Annotated in this window: 15 protein-coding genes; 4 read left to right on the top strand and 11 right to left on the bottom strand. The window is 71.5% G+C overall.

The annotated features are described in order from the left end of the window. Position 1 precedes the first annotated feature (1 nt). Positions 2 to 517, top strand: a complete 516-nt coding sequence (locus ACZ4TW_RS05000; protein ID WP_465540772.1) for a hypothetical protein — start codon at positions 2 to 4, stop codon at positions 515 to 517. Positions 518 to 698: 181 nt separating this feature from the next. On the opposite strand, the gene ACZ4TW_RS04995 is transcribed toward ACZ4TW_RS05000, so the two are convergent. The 9 genes from ACZ4TW_RS04995 to ACZ4TW_RS04955 all read right to left on the bottom strand — a co-directional run bounded on the left by ACZ4TW_RS04995 (position 699) and on the right by ACZ4TW_RS04955 (position 12,273). After that, positions 699 to 1,664, bottom strand: a complete 966-nt coding sequence (locus ACZ4TW_RS04995) for a carbohydrate kinase family protein (RefSeq protein WP_465540771.1) — start codon at positions 1,662 to 1,664, stop codon at positions 699 to 701. Continuing rightward, complete coding sequence (locus ACZ4TW_RS04990; RefSeq protein ID WP_465540769.1) at positions 1,657 to 2,667, bottom strand: glycosyl hydrolase family 32; 1,011 nt, start codon at positions 2,665 to 2,667, stop codon at positions 1,657 to 1,659. Before ACZ4TW_RS04990 ends, ACZ4TW_RS04995 begins: the two co-directional genes overlap by 8 nt. Before the next feature lie 107 nt (positions 2,668 to 2,774). Beyond that, entirely contained in the window at positions 2,775 to 3,827 is a 1,053-nt protein-coding gene (locus tag ACZ4TW_RS04985) for a LacI family DNA-binding transcriptional regulator (protein ID WP_465540766.1), read from the bottom strand. Positions 3,828 to 3,933: 106 nt separating this feature from the next. Further along, positions 3,934 to 5,337, bottom strand: a complete 1,404-nt coding sequence (locus ACZ4TW_RS04980) for a NosD domain-containing protein (RefSeq protein ID WP_465540764.1) — start codon at positions 5,335 to 5,337, stop codon at positions 3,934 to 3,936. A gap of 29 nt (positions 5,338 to 5,366) precedes the next feature. Next, positions 5,367 to 6,206, bottom strand: coding sequence for a carbohydrate ABC transporter permease (locus ACZ4TW_RS04975; RefSeq protein ID WP_465540763.1), 840 nt, complete (start codon positions 6,204 to 6,206; stop codon positions 5,367 to 5,369). Continuing rightward, positions 6,203 to 7,057 carry a carbohydrate ABC transporter permease gene (locus ACZ4TW_RS04970; protein WP_465540903.1) on the bottom strand — a complete coding sequence of 285 codons (855 nt, stop codon included), beginning with the start codon at positions 7,055 to 7,057 and terminating at the stop codon, positions 6,203 to 6,205. Before ACZ4TW_RS04970 ends, ACZ4TW_RS04975 begins: the two co-directional genes overlap by 4 nt. Before the next feature lie 465 nt (positions 7,058 to 7,522). Further along, the gene (locus tag ACZ4TW_RS04965; protein WP_465540761.1) at positions 7,523 to 8,845 is read right to left on the bottom strand and encodes an ABC transporter substrate-binding protein; all 1,323 of its coding nucleotides are present in this window, start codon (positions 8,843 to 8,845) and stop codon (positions 7,523 to 7,525) included. 732 nt (positions 8,846 to 9,577) lie between these two features. After that, a complete protein-coding gene (locus ACZ4TW_RS04960; RefSeq protein WP_465540759.1) occupies positions 9,578 to 10,831 on the bottom strand; it encodes a hypothetical protein in 1,254 nt (417 codons plus the stop codon). Positions 10,832 to 10,914: 83 nt separating this feature from the next. Then, a complete protein-coding gene (locus tag ACZ4TW_RS04955) occupies positions 10,915 to 12,273 on the bottom strand; it encodes a hypothetical protein (RefSeq protein WP_465540758.1) in 1,359 nt (452 codons plus the stop codon). Positions 12,274 to 12,478: 205 nt separating this feature from the next. On the opposite strand from ACZ4TW_RS04955, the gene ACZ4TW_RS04950 reads away from it, so the two are divergent. Further along, positions 12,479 to 12,970, top strand: coding sequence for a hypothetical protein (locus ACZ4TW_RS04950; protein ID WP_465540756.1), 492 nt, complete (start codon positions 12,479 to 12,481; stop codon positions 12,968 to 12,970). Positions 12,971 to 13,149: 179 nt separating this feature from the next. Here the strand turns inward: ACZ4TW_RS04950 and ACZ4TW_RS04945 are convergent, their stop codons facing one another. Then, positions 13,150 to 14,583, bottom strand: a complete 1,434-nt coding sequence (locus tag ACZ4TW_RS04945) for an MFS transporter (protein WP_465540755.1) — start codon at positions 14,581 to 14,583, stop codon at positions 13,150 to 13,152. A gap of 286 nt (positions 14,584 to 14,869) precedes the next feature. On the opposite strand from ACZ4TW_RS04945, the gene ACZ4TW_RS04940 reads away from it, so the two are divergent. Continuing rightward, a complete protein-coding gene (locus tag ACZ4TW_RS04940; protein WP_465540754.1) occupies positions 14,870 to 16,261 on the top strand; it encodes a DUF222 domain-containing protein in 1,392 nt (463 codons plus the stop codon). Positions 16,262 to 16,557: 296 nt separating this feature from the next. After that, entirely contained in the window at positions 16,558 to 17,796 is a 1,239-nt protein-coding gene (locus tag ACZ4TW_RS04935) for an IS1096 element passenger TnpR family protein (protein ID WP_465540752.1), read from the top strand. Positions 17,797 to 17,985: 189 nt separating this feature from the next. Here the strand turns inward: ACZ4TW_RS04935 and ACZ4TW_RS04930 are convergent, their stop codons facing one another. Further along, positions 17,986 to 18,687 (bottom strand): M23 family metallopeptidase, encoded by a 702-nt coding sequence (locus ACZ4TW_RS04930; protein ID WP_465540750.1) that lies wholly within the window; start codon positions 18,685 to 18,687, stop codon positions 17,986 to 17,988. Positions 18,688 to 18,874: the final 187 nt, after the last annotated feature.

Genomic DNA, 18,874 nt, shown 5'->3' with positions numbered 1-18,874 from the left:
CGTGGGCGAAGCTTGGTTCGGTCTGTCAGGCGTCGTTGTCGGTGGCGTCATTACTCTCCTTATTGCGATCGCGCAGGATCGCAGCACACGGAACAAGGAGGAACGCGTCCAACGCCTGGCCTCTGCCCAGGAAGTGCTCGGAGCCCTTCAGGAGCTGAACCGTCGCATCATCGATCTCGCTCGTATCGAAACGGCCGGCCACCACAGTCGGGACTGGCCAGAACCGCATCAAGCCACTATTCGCTGGAGCTCTGCGCGCTACGCAGCGACGCTCATCGCGCCCACGAGTCAAATCGAGCTTCTCCAGGAGATCGACTCGGAAACGGACCGCATCATGGACGAAGCACTCGGCAGAGTCTGGGCGAGCCGGGATTTCCGTGCAGTCCGCGAACGTCTAGGTGAACTCGGCGCCAAGTACTTGAACATGGTACGGACGGCCGAGAACCTCGAGCCCGCTGGCATCACTTCACTATGGCCCTGGGCGAACTGGCGCTTGCAGTCCGCGAAGCTTCGTTGAACACGTTGCGCCTACCCCTCGAGCCTCGACGCCTAGCCTCCTCAACGCATTCGGTCGGATCCACCCATGGCGGACTCACCCGGTTGCACGCAGCACCTCGTGATCTCGGAAGATTCAGATGGTGCCGTGGCAATAAGCACCCGACAGTGAGCGTTGCCGCGTTCGCTCGCTGGTCCGGGGTTCACCAGAGGATGGTGCCCGCAGACGCCGACATGCAGCGATCGACCGCCGCCGCGTGCTGGGCCCGCGCGACCTCGTCGGCGGTGGGCAGGTCGGCGCCGACACGACTGACCGTGACGCCGGCCGCGGCGGCAGCGAAGCGGCCGAGGCGGAGGAGGTCGGGTTCGCGGAGCTCGTGAAGGGGTTCGGTGCTGTCGCGGTCGAGCACTCCCGCGATGAGGGCGGCCATGAAGGTGTCACCCGCGCCGACGGTGTCGCGGACGCGGACCGACAGCGGCTCGACCTCGACACGGGTCGCGCGGGTGGCGAGTGCGGCGCCCGCTCCCCCGCGCGTCACCGCGGCGAGCGCGATGCCGAGGTCGAGGAGTCGGTCGAGCACGGCGGCGAGCGGCTCGTCGGGGTAGAGCCAGGCGGCGTCTTCGTCGCTGAGCTTGACCACGTCGGCGGCGGCCGCGAGTCGTTCGAATGTCGCGCGAGTCGCCGCCTGTTCGCCGAGCAGCGCGGGGCGGATGTTCGGGTCGAGCGAGACGAGCACGCCGTCGGGCCGCGACCCGGGAACGTTGGCCACCGCCTCGGCGCCCGGCTCGAGGAATAGCGCGATCGAGCCCGAGTGCACCGCCGCCGCCGAGCCGACGTCAACCGACGACGGCACCCGCCACTCGATGTCGAAGTCGTACTCCGCCGCGCCCTTGCCGTCGAGCGCGGCGAGTGCGGTGGACGTGCGGTCGAGGCACATCGACGCGGGATCAACGAGGACCGCCGACTCGGTCAGCCGGACGAGGATGGCACGGCCGTCGTCATCGTCGGCGAGCGCGGTGCGAAGTCGCGTCGTAACGCCGAGGCGCGCCAGCCCGAGCGCGACGTTGGCCGGCGAGCCGCCCGGCGAGCGCGTGATGGATCGGCCGTCGTCGATCAGGTCCATCACCGCCTCGCCGATGACGAGCGCACCCGACCGACGTTCAGGCATCGGCGACCAGCTCGGAATCCGGCGCAGACGGCACCCCAGGCACGACCGGCCCCGCAACAGCCGTCATCACCGTCAGCCTCCCGTCCACCCACCCGACCGGCATCGGGTCGGTGATCTCTCCCACCCACGCGCCATCCGCCGTCGTGTTCTTGAAGGCCATCATCCACCACCGACCCACGCGATCGCGCACGAGCCGCCCCACGTACAACTCCTCGTCGGCGACGCGATACGCACTGCCGACATCGAACGGCCCGGCCGGATCCTCCACGTTCACCGCCCAGATCCCGCCGCGCTCCCCCGCCGCCCGGCGCTCGGCCGCGAGCTCGGTGCCGAGGCATGAGAAGAGCAGCACCCAGCGGCCGTCGACCTGCTCGAGCTGCAGCACCTCGAGCTGGCCGAAGCCCGAGCCGGCGGACGAGCGCGGCGGCTCGACGCGCCATTGCTCGAGGTCGGGCGACCATGCGGTGCCGACCACGCCACGCGACGACGGGTCGCCGACGTTCGCGCGCGCGGTCAGCAGCATCCGCCACCCCTCCCCCGACGGGTCGCGGAACACCCACGGGTCGCGCCACGCCTCGTCGGGCCACGCGCCGTCGGCGAGCTGCTCGTACCAGCGCGGGTCGGGTTCGACGAGGGCGCGGCCGGTGGTCGACCAGGTCATGAGGTCAGCGGATGTCGCGACGCCGATGCGCTGCACGAGCCCGCCGCCGGCGCGGTCGACGCCCGTGTAGAACATGCGCCACGTGCCGTCGTCGCCGCGCACGACGGAGCCCGTCCAGGTCGCGAGGTCGTCGAACGCGGGCGAGTCGGAGGGCACGATCGCGTCGGCGACCTCCGTCCAGTGCACGAGGTCGGTGGAGACGGCATGCCCGATCGTCGCGCGCCAGTGGCGGCGGTCCGGGTCGTGCAGGGCCCGCGACGCCTTGAGGAAGAAGAGGTGGAAGCGGTCGCCGTCGTCGGCGAACCAGAAGTCCCACACCCAGGATGCGGCGAGCCGGAGCATGTGCGGAGAGCCTTTCGTGTGCAGGGTACGGGCGGCCGGCGCGGCGGAGCGAGCGGGTCGCCCGGTGGAAACGGGAGCAGATGCAGAAGCAGAAGGAAGCGGGGCGCTCAGCGCGAAGGCCCCGCGATCGACCCGCGCTCCACGATCGGACACGGCAGCAGCGTCGGCGCCGGCCCCGCGGCATCCGGCTCGTCGCGTCCCTCGATCATCGCGGCGAGCGTCGCGACCGCCCACGCGCCCATCTCGTAGTGCGGCAGCGCGACGGTCGACAGCGCCGGGAACAGGCTGCCCGCGATCGGCGCCTGGTCGTCGAAGCCGACGATCGAGACATCCGCCGGCACCGACAGCCCCAGCTCGGCCGCCGCCCGGTAGGCGCCCATCGCCATGCGGTCGTTGTAGCAGAACACCGCCGTGGGCCGCTCCGACGGCGAGCGCCCGTGGTCGAGCAGCGCCATCGTCGCCTCGTAGCCGCCGGCCGCCTCGGCCACCGCCTCGACCACGTGCGCCGACGGGTCGAGGCCGGCGGCGACCATGCCGTCGCGGTAGCCGCGCAGGCGCCCGCGCGTGGCGGGCACGTCGACCGAGGTCGCGGCGAACGCGATGCGGCGGTGGCCCGTGCGCACGAGCAGGTCGATGACGGATGCCGCGCCCACGCGCTCGTCGGGCATGATCGAGGGCACCTCGCCGTCGCGGTCGCGAGCACCGATGAGCACGGATGGCACGGCATGCATCTGCTCGGGCAGGATCACCTCGTCGTGGTAGACCGTGGCGTAGATGATGCCGTCGACCTGGCGGTCGAGGAACGCCTGCACCTCCGACGGCTCGACGTCGGGCTCGTGCCGCAGCGTCGAGTTGATGATCGCGAGCGTGAGGTTGTGGCGGCTCGCCTCCTCCTGCGCACCCAGGATGATGCGACCCGCGTGCGGGGTCGTCGCGATCTCCTCGGTGAGGAGGCCGACCATGCCCGAGGCCTGCGTGCGCAGTCCGCGCGCGAGCCGGTTCGGGTGGTAGCCGAGCCGCGCCGCGGCCTCGCGCACGCGCGACTTCGTCTCGTCGCTCGTGCGCGTGTGGGGCGTGTCGTTGAGCACGTGCGAGACCGTCGTCACCGACACACCGGCTTCGGCCGCGACATCGCGGATTCCGACCTGCTTGCGAGGCATCCGTCTCCTCATCTCACCGCCTCCCTTCGTACCATCCCACAGCGTGTCGGAGCCGCCTCATCGTCGGCGCCGCGCCGTCGGCGGGTGCGTTCGCCAGATCGATTCGTCATCGGATGCCGCCACGCAGCGCCTGCGCGTCGGGTGAGGCGCGGGTGAGCGGCTCGTCTTCCAGCGACGGGGTCGGCCGGACGGCGTTCCGCGCGGGGTCCACGACGAGCTGGTCGGCGCGACCCGAGTCGAGGATCGTGTTGCGGGTCGACGCGGGGTCGACCAGGACGGCGATCACATCGAGCGGCTGCGACTCCTCCGACAGCAAGGCGTCGACCTGCGCCTCGAAGCACGAGTCGCTCGACGTGGCCGTGACATCCATCGCCACGACATGGTTGGTGGCGACGTGATTGCCGTGCCCCTCCACGAGCCGGATGATCACGGGCGCCGCACCGCTCGGCCGGATGCGGTCCGACTCGACGACCTCCGAGACGTGATTGCCGATCACGCTGTTGTTGCTGCCGCTGATGCTGAGGAGGCCGGTGAGGTCGTCGAGCCCGTTGTCGATGCCGAGGAACGGCGTCCAGGGCTCGTGGTCGCGGAGGAGGTGGTTCGAGGCCACCAGGTTCTCGGAGCTGTCCGCCGCGAGCACCACCATCCCCGGATAGAACGAGTGCAGGCGGTTGTTCGTCACGCTCGACCGCCGCACCCCGTGCAGGTGGATGCTGCTCGCACCGCGCGGGAAGACGTTGTTCGCGGTGATCAGCAGGCCGCCGTGGTGCTCGGCGTAGATCGAGTGGCCGTGCGGGCCGGCGCCGATCAGGTTGTCGGTGATCTTCGACGCCTGCCCCCAACCGCGCAGCTCGATGCAGCTCCCGCATTCCGCGATGAAGTTGTCGTGGATGGCGAGCGCGTCGGCGTGATGGATGGTGAGCGCGTGCTCGAGGTAGACGAAGCCCATGCCGGTGATGCGCAGCGAGTCGTTCGCCGTCTCGACGAAGATGCCGGTCTTGCCGTTCACATACGAGTTCTCGGGATTGCCGCCGGGACTGGTCTCCGGATGGTCCGCGGTGAAATGCAACCCGTCGATGCAGAAGTCGACGAACTCGACCGAGCTGATGCGGGGGCTGCCGCTCCGCGCGATGCGGAAGGCCGCGCCATCCGCTTCGCTCTCGATCTGGTCGGCCGGGATGTCGACCATGACGCGGCTGCCGCCGGGCCACAGTTCGTGCAGCCCGGGCCATTCCCCTTCGGGCACGTTGAACCGGATGCTCGACGACGTGAAGCCGTGACCCGCTCCCTGGATGCGCAGGAAGCTGAGGTCGATCAGCACCTGCGTGCGCAGGCGGTAGTCGCCGGGCGGGATGTGGATCACCGCGCCGGGCTTCCCCCGGCCGTCGGCGTGCGACTCGGCCTGGCGTGCCTTCACGTCGGCGATGATGCCGTTGATCACCGCGCCGAGGTCGTCGTAGGGGTCGCCGTGGGGCCATTCCGTCACGTCGTAGGTGTTGTCACCGGGCATGGATAGTGCTCCATTCGGGTCTCGGTTCGTCAGCCCTTGACGGCGCCGAGGGTCAGCCCCGCGACGATGTGCCGCTGCAGGACGAGGGTGAGCAGGATGACGGGAACCGAGTAGACCGCGGCGAGCGCCGTCATCCCGCCCCAGTCGAGGCCGAACTGCGTCTGGAAGTTCGCGATCACGATCGGCGTGGTCTGCGCGCGGACGCTCGTGAGCAGGAGCGCGAAGAGGAACTCGTTCCACGACGCGAGGAAGGCGAAGATCGCGGTGACCGCGAGGCCGCCCGTGACCACGGGGATGACGACCCGCCAGAGCGCCTGCAGCCGGCTGCATCCGTCGACCTTCGCGGCCTCGTCGAGCTCGTCGGGCACGGCCTCGAAGAAGCTGGCCATGAGCCAAATCGACAGCGGCAGCGAGATGGTCGTGTGCGCGAGCGCCAGGCCGAACGACGTGTCGGTGAGGCCCAGGTTGCGCATGACCTCGACGAGCGGGGCGCCGACGGCGATGGTCGGCACCATCCGGGTCACGAGCGCCGCGACGATGAAGACGCGGCCGCTCGGGGTGCGGAAGCGGGTGATCGCGTACGCCGCCGGCACCGCGAGCACGAGCGAGAGCACGGTCGAGATCACGGCGGTGATGACGCTGTTGATCAGCGCCGCCGGCACGCCCTGGCGGCTGAGCGCCGAGACGTAGTTCTCGAGCGTCCACGCCTCGGGCATGACCGTCGGCGGCACGGCGATCGCGTCGAGCGGGGTCTTGAACGAGGTCAGCAGCAGGTAGGCGAACGGGAAGCCGTAGAGCACGATCGCGAGGGCGAGCAGGGCCCAGAGGATGACGCGGCTCACGCGTCCGCGGGTCTCGAGGGGGTTCATCGTGCGTTCCCTCCCGGGCGCCAGATCAGGGCGATCGCGGCGATCGAGACCGCCAGCATCGCGATGAGGTAGACCGTGCCCATCGCGCTCGCGAGACCGGGGTCGCCGAAGCGCGTGAGCGTGCGGTAGATGAGCAGGCTGAGCGTGGTCGTCGAGCCCTGGGGGCCGCCATCCGTCTGGATCAGGATGATGTCGAAGGCGCGCGCCGCGTCGATGCCGCGGACGATGAGCGCGACGGCGATGACCGGTCGCAGCAGCGGGATGATGACGCTGACCAGGAGCCGCCAGTAGTTCGCGCCGTCGATGCGCGCGGCCTCGACCACGTCGCCGGGGATGTTCTGCAGCCCCGCGAACAGCACGAGCGTGATGAACGAGGTCGTGAGCCAGATGTCGGGCAGGGCGACCGAGAAGAGGGCGATGTCGGGGTCGCTCAGCCACTGGATCTGATCCGGGCTGTCGAGGATGCCCCATTCGAAGAGCAGCTGGTTCACGATGCCGAAGTTGTCGATGAGCAGGAAGCGCCAGAGCAGACCCGCGACGACCGGGGCGATCATGAGCGGGTACATGAACAGCGTGCGGAACGCGTTCGACCGGCGGCCGAGCGCGGTGAAGAGCAGGGCGACCGCGAGACCGAGCACGAACTCGGCCGTGACGACGATCAGCGTGTAGACGACCGTGCGCCACGCCGCGCCCTGGAAGGCCTCGGACGCGAAGGCCTCGGCGTAGTTGTCGAGGCCGACGAACTCGCGAGGCCCGCCGGCGATCGGCGAGATCTCGAAGAAGCTGTCGGTGACGAACTTCACGAGCGGCCAGCCGACGAAGACCGCGAGGAAGAGCGCGGCGGGGAGCATGAGCAGGAGCGCGAAGCGGCGGTCGCTCAGGCTGGTGCGGCGGCGGGGGCGGCCGAGCGCCGCGAGCTTGGGCGGGCCGGGCGGGGTGGTGCCGGTGGGGGCGGCGGCGGTGCCGGTTCCGTCAGCGCCGGTGCCGGTGGGGCCGGTGCCGCTGGTGTCGGCGCTGCCGTCGGTGCCGGTGCCGGTCCCGTGGCGGCCGGCCGTACCACCGGGCGGTGCCGGGGTGGGGGGGGGCGAGGAGGCACCCGACACACAGGGGGCTGGGGCCGAGGGGGGGGGGGGGGCTGTTGCTGTTGGTGTTGGTGCTGCTGTCGGTGCCTGTGCTGGTCCTGTGGCGGCCGCCCACACCACGGGGGGGTGCGGGGGGGACCCCCCCCCCCCCCCCCCCCACACCCGGGTGCCTGGGGCCCGGGGCCGGGGAGGCGGCTGCCGCCCCGGCCGTCGTGCTGGTCGTGGTGCGCATGGTTACTCGACGATCGCCTCGATCTGGGCCTTCGCCTCGGCGAGCAGCGCGGCGTTGTCGGCGCCGGGCTCGACCGCCTTCTGCAGCAGCGGCGTGAGCACGGTGTCGACGATCTCCTGCCACTGCGGCGTCGCCGGGCGGGCGAGGGTCTGCGGCGCGTTGAGCGTCTCGAGCAGGGCGGCGTAGTGCTCCTTGCCCTCCTCGCCCTGCTTCGACTCGAACGCCGAGATGCGTGCGGCGAGGCCGAGCCACGAGTCCATCGAGAGCTCGTTGTTCTCGTAGGCGAAGGCGATGAACTCCTTCGCCTCCTCCTGCTTGTCGGACGCGGTCGGCACCGACAGGTACCAGGCGCCCGGAACGCCGGCGATGCCGCCGGGGCCGGCGATCATCGGCGCGGCGCCGATGCTGTCCTTCACGACCGAGTCGTCGGGCGTGCCCGTGTAGGCGTGGCCCCAGAACCGCATCATCGCGAGCTGGCCCTGGTAGAAGAGGTTCTGCGCGCCGGCCCAGTCGAGCTGCGCGGCACCGGATGGCGCGTACGGCAGCAGGCTCGTGTACCAGTCGAGCGCCTCGAGGTGCTCGGCGTCGTCGATCGTGACCTCGCCCGACTCGGGGTCGAGCACCATGTGCTCCTCCCCCGCCTGCGAGACGGTCGCGAGCCACTCGGTCTCGACCGCGCCCTTCACGTCGGTGCCGTACAGGTCGACCTGGCCGTCGCCGTCGGTGTCGCGCGTGAAGAACTCGGCGACGTCGCGGTACTGCTCCCAGTCGGTGGGCGGTGCGAGCTCGTAGCCGTACTTCGCCTGGAACGCGGCCTGCTCGGCCGGGTCTTCGAAGAGGTCGGTGCGGTAGAAGAGGATCTCGGAGTTCGTCCAGACGGGCATGCCGACGAAGCTCCCGTCGACCTGCGCCTCGCTGACGAGGCCGGGGAACAGGTCGGCCTTCACGTCGTCGGTGAACAGGTCGTCGAGCGGGGTGACGCCGTCGGCGAAGGCGGTGAGCCAGATCGCGTCGAGGGCGGCGACGTCGAAGGAGACCTGACCGGATGCCAGCTCCGACGAGATGCGGTCGTAGAGACCGTCGTACGGCAGCTCGACGAGGGTGACGGTCGTGCCGGTCTCCTCCTTGTAGGCGTCGGCGATCGGCTGCAGCTCGGCGAGGCCGCCGCCTTCGACGACGACGGTCAGCTCGTCGGCGTCAGCGGCGCCGTCGCCACCGCCGACGCCGCAGCCGGAGAGCACCAGGGCGGCGGCGCCCACGGCGGCGAGCGAGGGGATGAGACGGCGGCGCGTGGCGGGCGCGGAGGTGCGGGTGCGAAGCTCCATCACTTCGGCTCCATTCATGTCTGTGGTTCGTGGGCGGGGAGGTGGCTTGGGGAGTGCCTAAACGTTTTGCCAAAACGTTTGATCAGACAGTAGAGCCGGTCGGGTGGGCCCGTCAACACTTCGCGGATGCCAAAATCGCGCGGCTTCGGTTTGGCAGGAGGGCCACGCGTCCGCGCCGGCCAGCCGACACGGCGATCAACGCCGCGAGCGGGCAGCCTCATCGCCCCGAACGACCGTGAGTCGCCCATCCGGCGGTCGCGCGCTTCGACGCCCGCTGGGCGGCCCATCGCTCGCCGGCTGGACACGGCTTCAGTTCGCTCATGTCAACGCGCCCTCAGATGAGGCCGGGTCGACATCACCCCCCTGGGACACGCTTCCCGTTCGCTCATCTCAACGCGCCCTCAATTGAGGCCGGGTCGACCTGACCCGCTTGGAACGTTCCCCTCCGCTCATGTCAACGCGCCCTCAATTGAGGCGAGGTGGACATGAGGCTCGTCGACACCGCTTCCCCTTCGCTTACGCGAACGCGTCCTCAATTGAGTCGAGGTCGACATGACCCACCCGGGCACCGCTTCCCCTTCGCTCACGCGAACGCGTCCTCAATTGAGGCGAGGTCGACATGACCCACCCGGGCATCGCTTCCCCTTCGCTCAGGTCAACGCGCCCTCAATTGAGGCGAGGTCGACATGACCCACCTGGACGCCGTCTCCCATGCGCCTCACGCGCAGAGCTTCAGGCGAGCGGATCGAGTCGCCCGGGGCTCTGCGCGTGGAACGCCTCGAGATCGCGCCGCGCCAGGCGCAGGGATTCGCTCGCGAGAGAGACGACCCGATCAGCCATGGAAATCACCCGCTCTCGGTGACCCGAGTCCGTCACAGTGATGGTCTCAATGGGGCTGCCGAGCACGTGGCCGAGGTCGATCCGGATGCGCTCGGACTCGGCGAGTCGCGCGCGCGCCGCGGCGCCGATCCAGCCCGGGTGGGCGGCGATCGCGTCACGCGCGACGTCGAGCCTGCGGTCGGCGTCCCGGATCGCGTGATGCACGTGGCCGACCGAAGGAGTGGGACGCAGCGCGCGCTCGCGAGCGGCCGCGATCGCGGCATCCAGCGCAGTCTTCGCCTCGCGGAGTCGGGCGAGGTGGCCGATGGGGTCGGTGTTGACGCCGGCCCCCGGAAGGGCGGCGAGGGCCGCCCGCACCCCGGCGATCGCGGTCGTAACGTCGCGGGAGCGGGGCTCGTTCGATGCGCCGGCCAGGGCGCGGCGGGATTCGTCGACGAGCGCGGCCAGCGCGGCCTCCGCCCGCAGCGCCTCGACCTCGAAGTTCTCCGCGGTATCGAGCAGCACCTCGGCCCGGCGCACCGATGCGACGGATGCCTCGAGCGCCACAAGCGCCTGCTCGCGCCGTCCCTGCTCATGCCGTCGCTCGGCGACGCGCGCGCTGTGCGCCGCGAGCCCGAGCAGCTGCGCGGCCTCGGCGGGGCCGGCAGCCACCTCGGCGAGTGCCTCAGGCGCATAGCGTGCGGCGAGGCGATCGACGGTCTCGCGGGCGGGCTGGATCCGAGTGCCGAGGCGTTCGATGTCGGCTCGCACCCCGGCGATGACCTCGGGCGCACGCCGGGCCCGCGCCATCCGATCGGCCAGTGCAGCAGTCTGCTCATCGAGCATGCGGTGGACCTGTTCGCAGAGCTCGAGGATGCGCATGGCGCGAGCGCGCGTCTCGTCGGCGGTGCCGGGGACGGCTGCCTGGTTGAGGCGGTTCAACCGGAACCCGTCGTTCACTCGCCTGCGCGCTGCGACCAGGGCCTCGCCCAGGTGCCCGGTCGCGTCGGCGCCCAACTCGGCCTCGGCGAAACCGAGCTCGTCGACGGTCGCACGGATGCGCTCATCGGCGGCGAACAGGGCCGACCCGACCCGCTTCGCCAGGTCGGCGTCGCGGGCCTCGAGTTCGTGCGCACCTCCTCGGCGCGCGAACCGGAACCCGGCCATGCTCCATCGTACGATCGGCGCTCCGGACGCGCCATGGAACGGACGTCAGTCGCGACATCCACCCGGCCCCCGGGTCTACCGGCTCAGCCGTCGAAGAAGCCGTCGAGGATGCTGCCGATGACGAGGCCGCCGAGGATGCCGCCCATCATGTCGCCACCGCCGCGCCGACCGCCGCCCCAGCCGGGGCCGCCCGGGCCGCCCCACTGGTCGTAGCCCTGCGGACGCGACGCGTCGATGTCGCGGCGGGCAAGCTGCAGCGCCTCGGCCGCGAGGTACGCGGCGCGGCGCGCCATCCCCATCGCCTGCTCGCGGTGGTCCTCGTCGATCACGGTGACGGTCGCCGCGGGCATGCCGAGGAAGTGGTCGAGGTCGAGGCGGATGCGCTCGGCCTCGGCGAGGCGGGTGCGGGCGTCGGCGCCGATCCATCCGCGGTGGCCGGCGATGACGTCGCGGGCGACGGCGAGCTGACGGTCGGCGTCGTCGATCGCGTGGTGCACGTGCTCGAGCGGCGGGATGGGGCGGGCGGCCCGCTCGCGGGCGGCCGCGATCGCGGCATCCAGCCCCGAGTTCGCCGTGCGCAGGCGGTCGAGGTGGGTGAACGGGTCGGTGTTGACGCCGGCCGGCGGGAGGGCCGCGAGCGCCGTCTGCAGCTCGCCGATCGCCTTCTCGACGCCGGGCGAGTGCGGCTCGCGCAGCGCGACGGCGATGTCGCCGCGGGAGTCCTCGATGATCGCCGCGAGCGTCGACTCGGCCCGCAGCGCCTCGACCTCGAACGTCTCCACCGCGTCGAGCAGGGTCGCCGCGCGACGCACCGCCTCGGTGGAGGCCTCGAGCGCGAGGTTGGCCTGCTCGCGCTGGCCGGCCTCGCGGCGTCGCTCGGCCACGCCGGCGCTGTGCTCGGCGAATCCGAGCAGCTGGTCGGCCTCGGCGGGGTTGGATGCCACCTGGGCGAGCGCCTCGGGCGCGTAACGCGCGGCGAGCCGGTCGACGGTCTCGCGGGCTTGGGGAATGCGCGAGCGCAGGACGCCGATGTCGCCGCGCACACCGGCGAGGATCTGCGGCGCGCGCCGCGCCCGCGCGATCTTCTCGGCGAGGGCCGACGTGTGCTGGTCGAGCAGGTCCTCGGCCCACTCGCAGAGCTGCACGATACGGGCGTTGCGGGTGCGGAGCTCGTCGGGGGTGTCGGGGATGTGGTCGTGGTTGAGCTGGTGCAGGCGGAACGCCTCGCCCATGTGCACGCGCACCGCGGCGAGCGCCTCGCTCAGCCCCCTCGTGGCGTCGGCTCCCAGCTCGGCCTCGGCGAAGTCGCGCTCATCGATGGTGACGCGGATGCGCTCGTCGGCAGCGACCAGGGCCGACCGAGCCCGGTTCGCCAGGTCGAGGTCCTGCGCGTCGAGTTCCTGCTGCTCCTCGCGCTTGCGCTTGCCCCAGAACCCGGCCATGCCTTCGATCCTATGGCCGGCGCTGGGAGGGTGCTGGGGGGTGGACGGCGGGGATGGCAAGCGGCAGCGGGCCGCGGATTGCGCGAGCCGGGATTGCACGGGCCGCGGATTTGCGCGGGCCGGGGTTGCGGGAGCCGGGGATTGCGCGGCCGCGGTGCTGCCGCACCGACGGGCCGGATCGCGCGGATGGTCCTACGCTGACGGGATGACGACCGAGACGAGCGCGACCCCGGCTCCGGACGCGGCCCCGGACCCGGCGGCGGCCCCGGCTCCGGCCGCGCGCATCCGCATCCGCTGGGGCTGGTTCGTGGGATGCATCGTGCTCGGCCTGGTGAGCATCCTCGTCGGCCTGCTCGTGGCGCCGGTCGCGGACCGGGCGGCCTACCTCGCCGGCGTGCTCGGCGCGGTCGGCACGACACTGCTGCTCGTCGGGGTGGTCGTGCTGCTCGAGCGCCGCATCGTCGACACTGCCGTGCGCGCGGTCCGGGACGCCGCCGAGGAGGCGCGCATCCGCACGGATGACGCGGTGCGAGCGCAGGTCCGCGACCTCGAGGACCGACTGGCCGACCTCTGGGCGTCGACCGAGACGCCCGACGAGGTGGCGCGGAAGGAAGCGGAGACCCGTCGCATGACCGACGAGTTCACGCGCAGGGTCGTGGACGAGTACGAGGGCGACGACGACCGCGGGACGCCGTAGGGCCTGACGATCACGGATGTCTCGACTCCGGGCGGCATTCGGAGCTTCCGAGACGTGTTCCGGATGGCTCATGTGAGCCCGCCCTCACATGAGGCGACTTCGGAACGAGCCATCCGGAAACCATCGGTCGCTGTGCACCTGATCTCACCCGCGACCTCGTCGTCGAAATGAGCTCGGCGCTACGCCCAGGCTTCGCTGGGCACGAGCTCGTCAGCGGTCGTGGGGGTGCGCACCGCGCCATCCGTCACCGAATCGGATGCCTCGACAGGCGCGACCGGCACGTCGCCGTCACCGCCGTCGATCGGGTGGGCGACCTCGTCGCGCGTCATCCGGGCCGCCACGATCGCCACCACCGCGATCACCAGCGGCGCCACGCCCGCGATGAGGAAGACCACCGGCAGCCCCAGCGACTCCCCCGCCGGTCCGGCGACCGCCATCGAGACCGGCATGAACGCGAGCGAGACGAAGAAGTCGAGGCTCGAGACGCGACCGAGCATCTCCGCCGGCACCCGACGCTGCAGCAGCGTGCCCCAGATCACGACGCCGCCGTTGAACGCCGCGCCGACCAGGAACGCCGCGATCACCATGACCCAGACCTGGTCGGTCAGGCCGAACACCGCGAGCGGGAGGCATCCGAATGCCCACAGCAGGTTCATGACGGTCAGGTAGCGCCGCGGCATCCGCATCGACGCGATCACCGCCGACCCGACGGCGCCGCCGATGCCGAACGCGGCCAGGATCAGCGCGTGCTCCTCGGGGCCGCCGCCGGCGCGGTCCTTGATCACGAACGGCACGAGCACCTCGAACGGCCCCATGATCAGCAGGATCAGCAGCGACGCGAACACCAGTGTGCCCAGCAGCCACGGCGTGTGCACCATGTACGCGAAGCCGTCGCGCACGTCGATGAGCAGGGCCAGGGCCGGATGCCGCGTGGCGGTCGGCTGCGCCATCCGCTCGGGGTGCTCTGCTTCGTGCTCGGCGCCGGCGCCGGCGACGGCGTGGTCGGCGTCGCCGGCGCGCCGGGCCGCCTCGGGGACACGCAGCAGGCACGCCGCCGCCACGACACCGGTCAGCGCGGTCACGGCCAGCGCCGCGCCCGGCGAGGTCACCGCGATGAGTCCGCTCGCGAGCGCGGGCCCTCCGGCCTGCATGAGCACGGGCCGCGCCATCCCCTCGAAGCCGTTCGCGGCCATGAGCTCGTCCTCGGGCACGACGGTCGGCAGCAGCGCCGAGTACGCCGGGTAGTACAGCCCGGCCATGACCCCGCCGACGAACGCGACCGCCGCGAGCTGCCACACGGCAAGCCCGCCGGCCAGCGACAGCAGCGCCACGACGCCGACGCTCGCCGCCCGAACGACCTCGACGACGACGAGGATGCGCCGCTGCGACATCCGGTCGGCGAGCGCGCCGCCGAGCAGCGTCGTCAGCAGCATCCCGACCGCCGACGCCCCCGCGACGACCGAGAGCTCGGCCGCGCCGCCGCCGATCGCGACGATCTGCCACACGAGCGCGACCATCCAGATGCCGGCGCCGACCATCGACGCGACGAGCGCCGCCGCCAGCCAGCGGTACGCCGGGTTGCGCAGCGGTCGAAGGGCCCGGGGAGTCGCCATGATCTTCTCCTTGCGGTTCGTCGTCGAGAGAGCGGATGGCTCGGGCGGGTGCTCCGCCGCGAGTGGGTGCTTCTACTCAGGCGTCGAACGTGGAGGGGCGGGATCGACATCGGCTTCGGGCGGATTCCGGGCGGATTCCGGGTCTGTGCTCCGTCGAATCTCGCAACCTCCGACGACTTGTCCTCCACAGGCGGTGTCGCGGGCACATTATCCACAGGGTTTTGCCCAGATGAGGCGGCAATTTCCACGCTGCGCCGATGTCGGTGGGTGCCGACAGGATGGAGCCATGGAATCGCCGCTGCACGTCCTCGAACGCGACATCGAGGTGTTGCGTGCGGCGTGGAGCGAGGCCGAACCACCGTTCGGAGCGGATGAGGCGGCCGGCCGGCCGGCGATCGCGCAGATGACCGACGCCGGACTGGTGCGCGTGACCGATGCGCTGGCCAAGGTGCGACGAGACGCCGAGGCGCTGCTCGCTCGTGTGGCCGCCGAGGTGTCGAGGCGTTCGAGCGCCGAGCGCGGCGAGTCGAGCCTCGCGCGGGCGCAGGGATTCCACAACCCGGTTCGGTTGATCGCCGCCGCAACCGGGGCGTCACGGAGCGACGCCGCGAGGCTCATCGCGGTCGGCACGGCCACGGCCGAGCGGCAGACGTTCCGCGGTGACCGGCCGTCGTCGCGGAATCCGCACGTGTCCGAAGCGCTCGAATCCGGCCTGATCGGCGTCGACGCGGCCGCCGCGATCACCGGGATGCTCGATCGTGTACGACTGCATGCCGATCCCGAGGCCGCCGACGCCGCCGAAGCGGGCCTCGTCGATCTTGCCGCACGGGTGCCACTCGACCTGCTCGTGCGCGGTGTCAGAGAGGCCGAGGCGAGGCTCGATCGCGACGGGGTCGAACCGCGCGAGGAGCAGTTACGCAGCGAGCGTTCGCTCACCATGCGCCAAGACGCCTCGGGCATGGTGCACCTGCACGCGCGCCTCGATCCCGAGACGGCCGCACCGATCAAGACCGCGATCGAGGCGCTCGTGGGCGACGTGCTCCGCCGTCGGGAATCGACGGCGGAGGGGCCAGGTCCGGTCGTCGACGACCCGCGCTCGATTCCGCAGATCCAAGCCGACGCGCTCGCCGCCATCGCGCGGCACTCCCTGGGATGCGAACAGACCCTCGCCCCGCTCGCGAAGACCACCGTGGTGGTGCGCCTCGACCACGACGCCCTGATCGAGGGTCTCGGGCACGCGCGCATCGACGGGCTCGACCACCCGATCTCCGCAGGCACCGCCCGGCGCATGTCGGCCGATGCCGCACTCATCCCCGCGGTCTTCGGAGGCGAAGGGCTCCCCCTCGACCTGGGCCGCTCTGCCCGACTCTTCAGTCGCGCCCAACGACTCGCACTCGCCGAGCGCGACGGCGGATGCGCCTCCTGCGGCCAGAACATCGCCTACGTCGACGCGCACCACATCCGATGGTGGGAGCGCGACGCCGGCCCGACCGACCTCTCGAACGGGGTGATGCTCTGCACCTTCTACCATCACCGCATCCACCGCGAAGGATGGGGCATCCGCGCAACCGCGACCGAGGTCTGGTTCATCCCGCCGCCGCACGTCGACTCCACCCAGGTCCCGCGGTTGGGCGGCCGGGCGCGCTTCGCGCTGCCCGCGCAACGGTCGGCCGCGTGAGAGTGGCACCGAGCGCTTCGCGCTGCGCGCGCACCGGTCGGCCGCATGAGATCGGGACCGAGCGCGACGGTGCGTGTCGCGCTGCTCGCTCGCTGTCCGCCGCCGGCTGAAGAGACGGCTTGGGCACGCGTTGCGTCGCTGCTCGTGCGATCCCGCGTGAGCGAGGCAACATTCGCGCGACCGTGCCGGCTCGGCGTTCGACGCAGCGTCCCTCCACACCCTTCGCGGGCAGACGAAACCGCACGGATCCGCCAAGACCACGGTATTGCGCCCACACCAGCGACAACCATGTCTCCATGTCCTGGCGAACCAGCGCGACGCGCGCGCACCTCACCCTCCGCATCGAGCTCGATGGCGTCGACGCCCCCGTGTGGCGCTCGCTCGTTCTCGATCCTGCGATGAGCCTGTCCGAGCTGGCCGATGCGATCCTGCTCTCGTTCGGATGGACCGGCACCGGAAGCTGGCGCTTCGGCACGACGCACACGCCCTGGTGGGGGCGAGATGCAGACGCGTGGGGATGCGGCATGCTCACTCCCGCGCGCTCCAGTCCCCCGCACATCTATGGGTACGACGACGACTGGAGGCAGCGCGAACCGGAACCCTGCCGCCGTCGCGAGTGGACCGTCGACGACGTCACCGACCGGTTCGACGGTCGCCTCGAGTTCGAGTACCGACAGCTGGGGCTCGCCGGCGAGGGCGGTGAATCGGGCCTGACCTGGCGGCATCGCATCGTGGTGACCGAACGGGATGGCGCATCCTCTCGATCATCGCTCCCCCGGGCGGCACAACTCGGCGGCGTCGGAACCGTCCCCCGCATCGGCACCGAGGCCGCCTACGGCGAACTCGGCGACCCATCGTGGCATGAGGCCGTGGGGCACGAGTTCGAACTCGCCTTCGGTACGTCCACGGACGACATCGTGAGTACGACCGGGTGCCGCCGCTGGCCGGCGCTCGAGGGTGCCGTCACAGGAGCGAGCGATGGCGCGCGTCGCGCTCTGCGCATCGACCTCGTGCGGCTCGGCGCGCTGGCGCCGGTGCAGCTCGATCCGGCGCACGTGGCGAGTGCGATTGCACCGATCCGTGATCTCCTCCGATCCGCCGCAGCGCCCGATGGGATCGACCTCGCCATGTGCGGACCACTGGGCGACGACCTTCGGGCGCTCCAGCTCGCCCGTGTCCAGAAAGGACAGCTCCGCACGCTTGCCGTCACCCGGGACCGGCTGCTCGACGATCCCACCGCGCTGTGGACCACCCTCGCCGAACGACTCATCAGCCCGGGCTACTCGCCGACGTACCATCGGCAGCCGGATGTCGCTGAACTCGCGATCGACCTCTTCCTCGGCGACCGCGGTGTGCACGACGTGCGGCGGTTCGCCTTCGACGAGGCGCATCGCCGTGTCGATCGTCGCCGACTCGGCGATACCGACGTGACGCGGGCCATGCGGATGCTGGCCACGATGGGCCTCACCGACGACGACGGCCGAGGCATCCACCCGGCAGCCCAGGCGTTCGGGCTCGCCATGATCCGGAGCTGACGCGGTGCGACAGCGCCGCTGCACGGGCGAGCCGCTGCGAGGCCAGGCGGGCCCGACGCCCGACGCCCGCAGCCCGCAGCCCGCCGCCCGACGCCCGACGCCCGACGCCCGACGCCCGACGCCCGACGCCCGACGCCCGACGCCCGACGCCCGACGCCCGACGCCCGACGCCCGACGCCCGCAAGGATGCTACGTGTGCTCGACCGAGCGGATGCGTTCGCGCCGCCCCGGTATGCCGTTCGACACCGGCACCCAGACGCCGTCGCGCTCGACCTCGTACGCGCGGAAGGCGCACGGGATGCCCCGCGCGGTCAACGGATCGGGGGAATCCATGAGCTGGAAGTGCAGATGCGGCGCCGTCGAATTGCCCGTGTGACCCACGCGACCGAGCACGTCGCCCGTCGCGACGCGCTGCCCCGCGGCGACGGCGACCGAGCCGGGCGCCATGTGCACCAGCCCGGCGTACACGTCGCCGGTCCCGAGCGCGCGGAGGATCACGTGATTGCCGAGGATCGCCGCGAGCTTGTCGGGCGTGAACGTCGCCGCGTTCTTGAGCATGTGGAAGAGCTCCTGCGCCGGGTGGATCCACTCGCGCTCGGAAACGCCGTCGACGGCCTGCACGACCTCGGCATCGAACGGCGCATGGATCGGCGCCCCCCACGCGTAGCAGTCGCGCGTCCGCCCGCCGAGAAGGTTCCCGCGCAGGGTGCCCGCCGGATGGAAGTGCGCGCCCCGCCGATCGTCGACCCTCAGCAGGTCGTAGGCGTACCGCTGCCCCAGCATGTCGGTGCCGTGACTGGGCACGCGATGGGCCGGCGTGGTGACCGCCATCCAGCGGTCGCCGCGGAGCGGGAAGTCCACCACCACGGGGTCGTCGATCGTCCGGTCCATTGCACGCGAGCGTACCGGCCCGAGCGGCGCGGCTCGAGGAACCGCCGGCGTCGCGTCGGTCACGCGGCTGGAGTCACCGCTCGGCGCACCGAACGCGAGATCATCCGTCCCGAAGGCGCGATTCGCGGAACAGCCGGCGTTGCGTCGGGCACCTGCCGTCGTGCGCCCGGCGCACCGAACGCGGGGT

This window comes from Agromyces sp. NPDC029043 (genome assembly GCF_055564615.1).
Note: the sequence above shows the minus strand (reverse complement) of the source record. Positions and strands in the feature narration are given on the sequence as shown.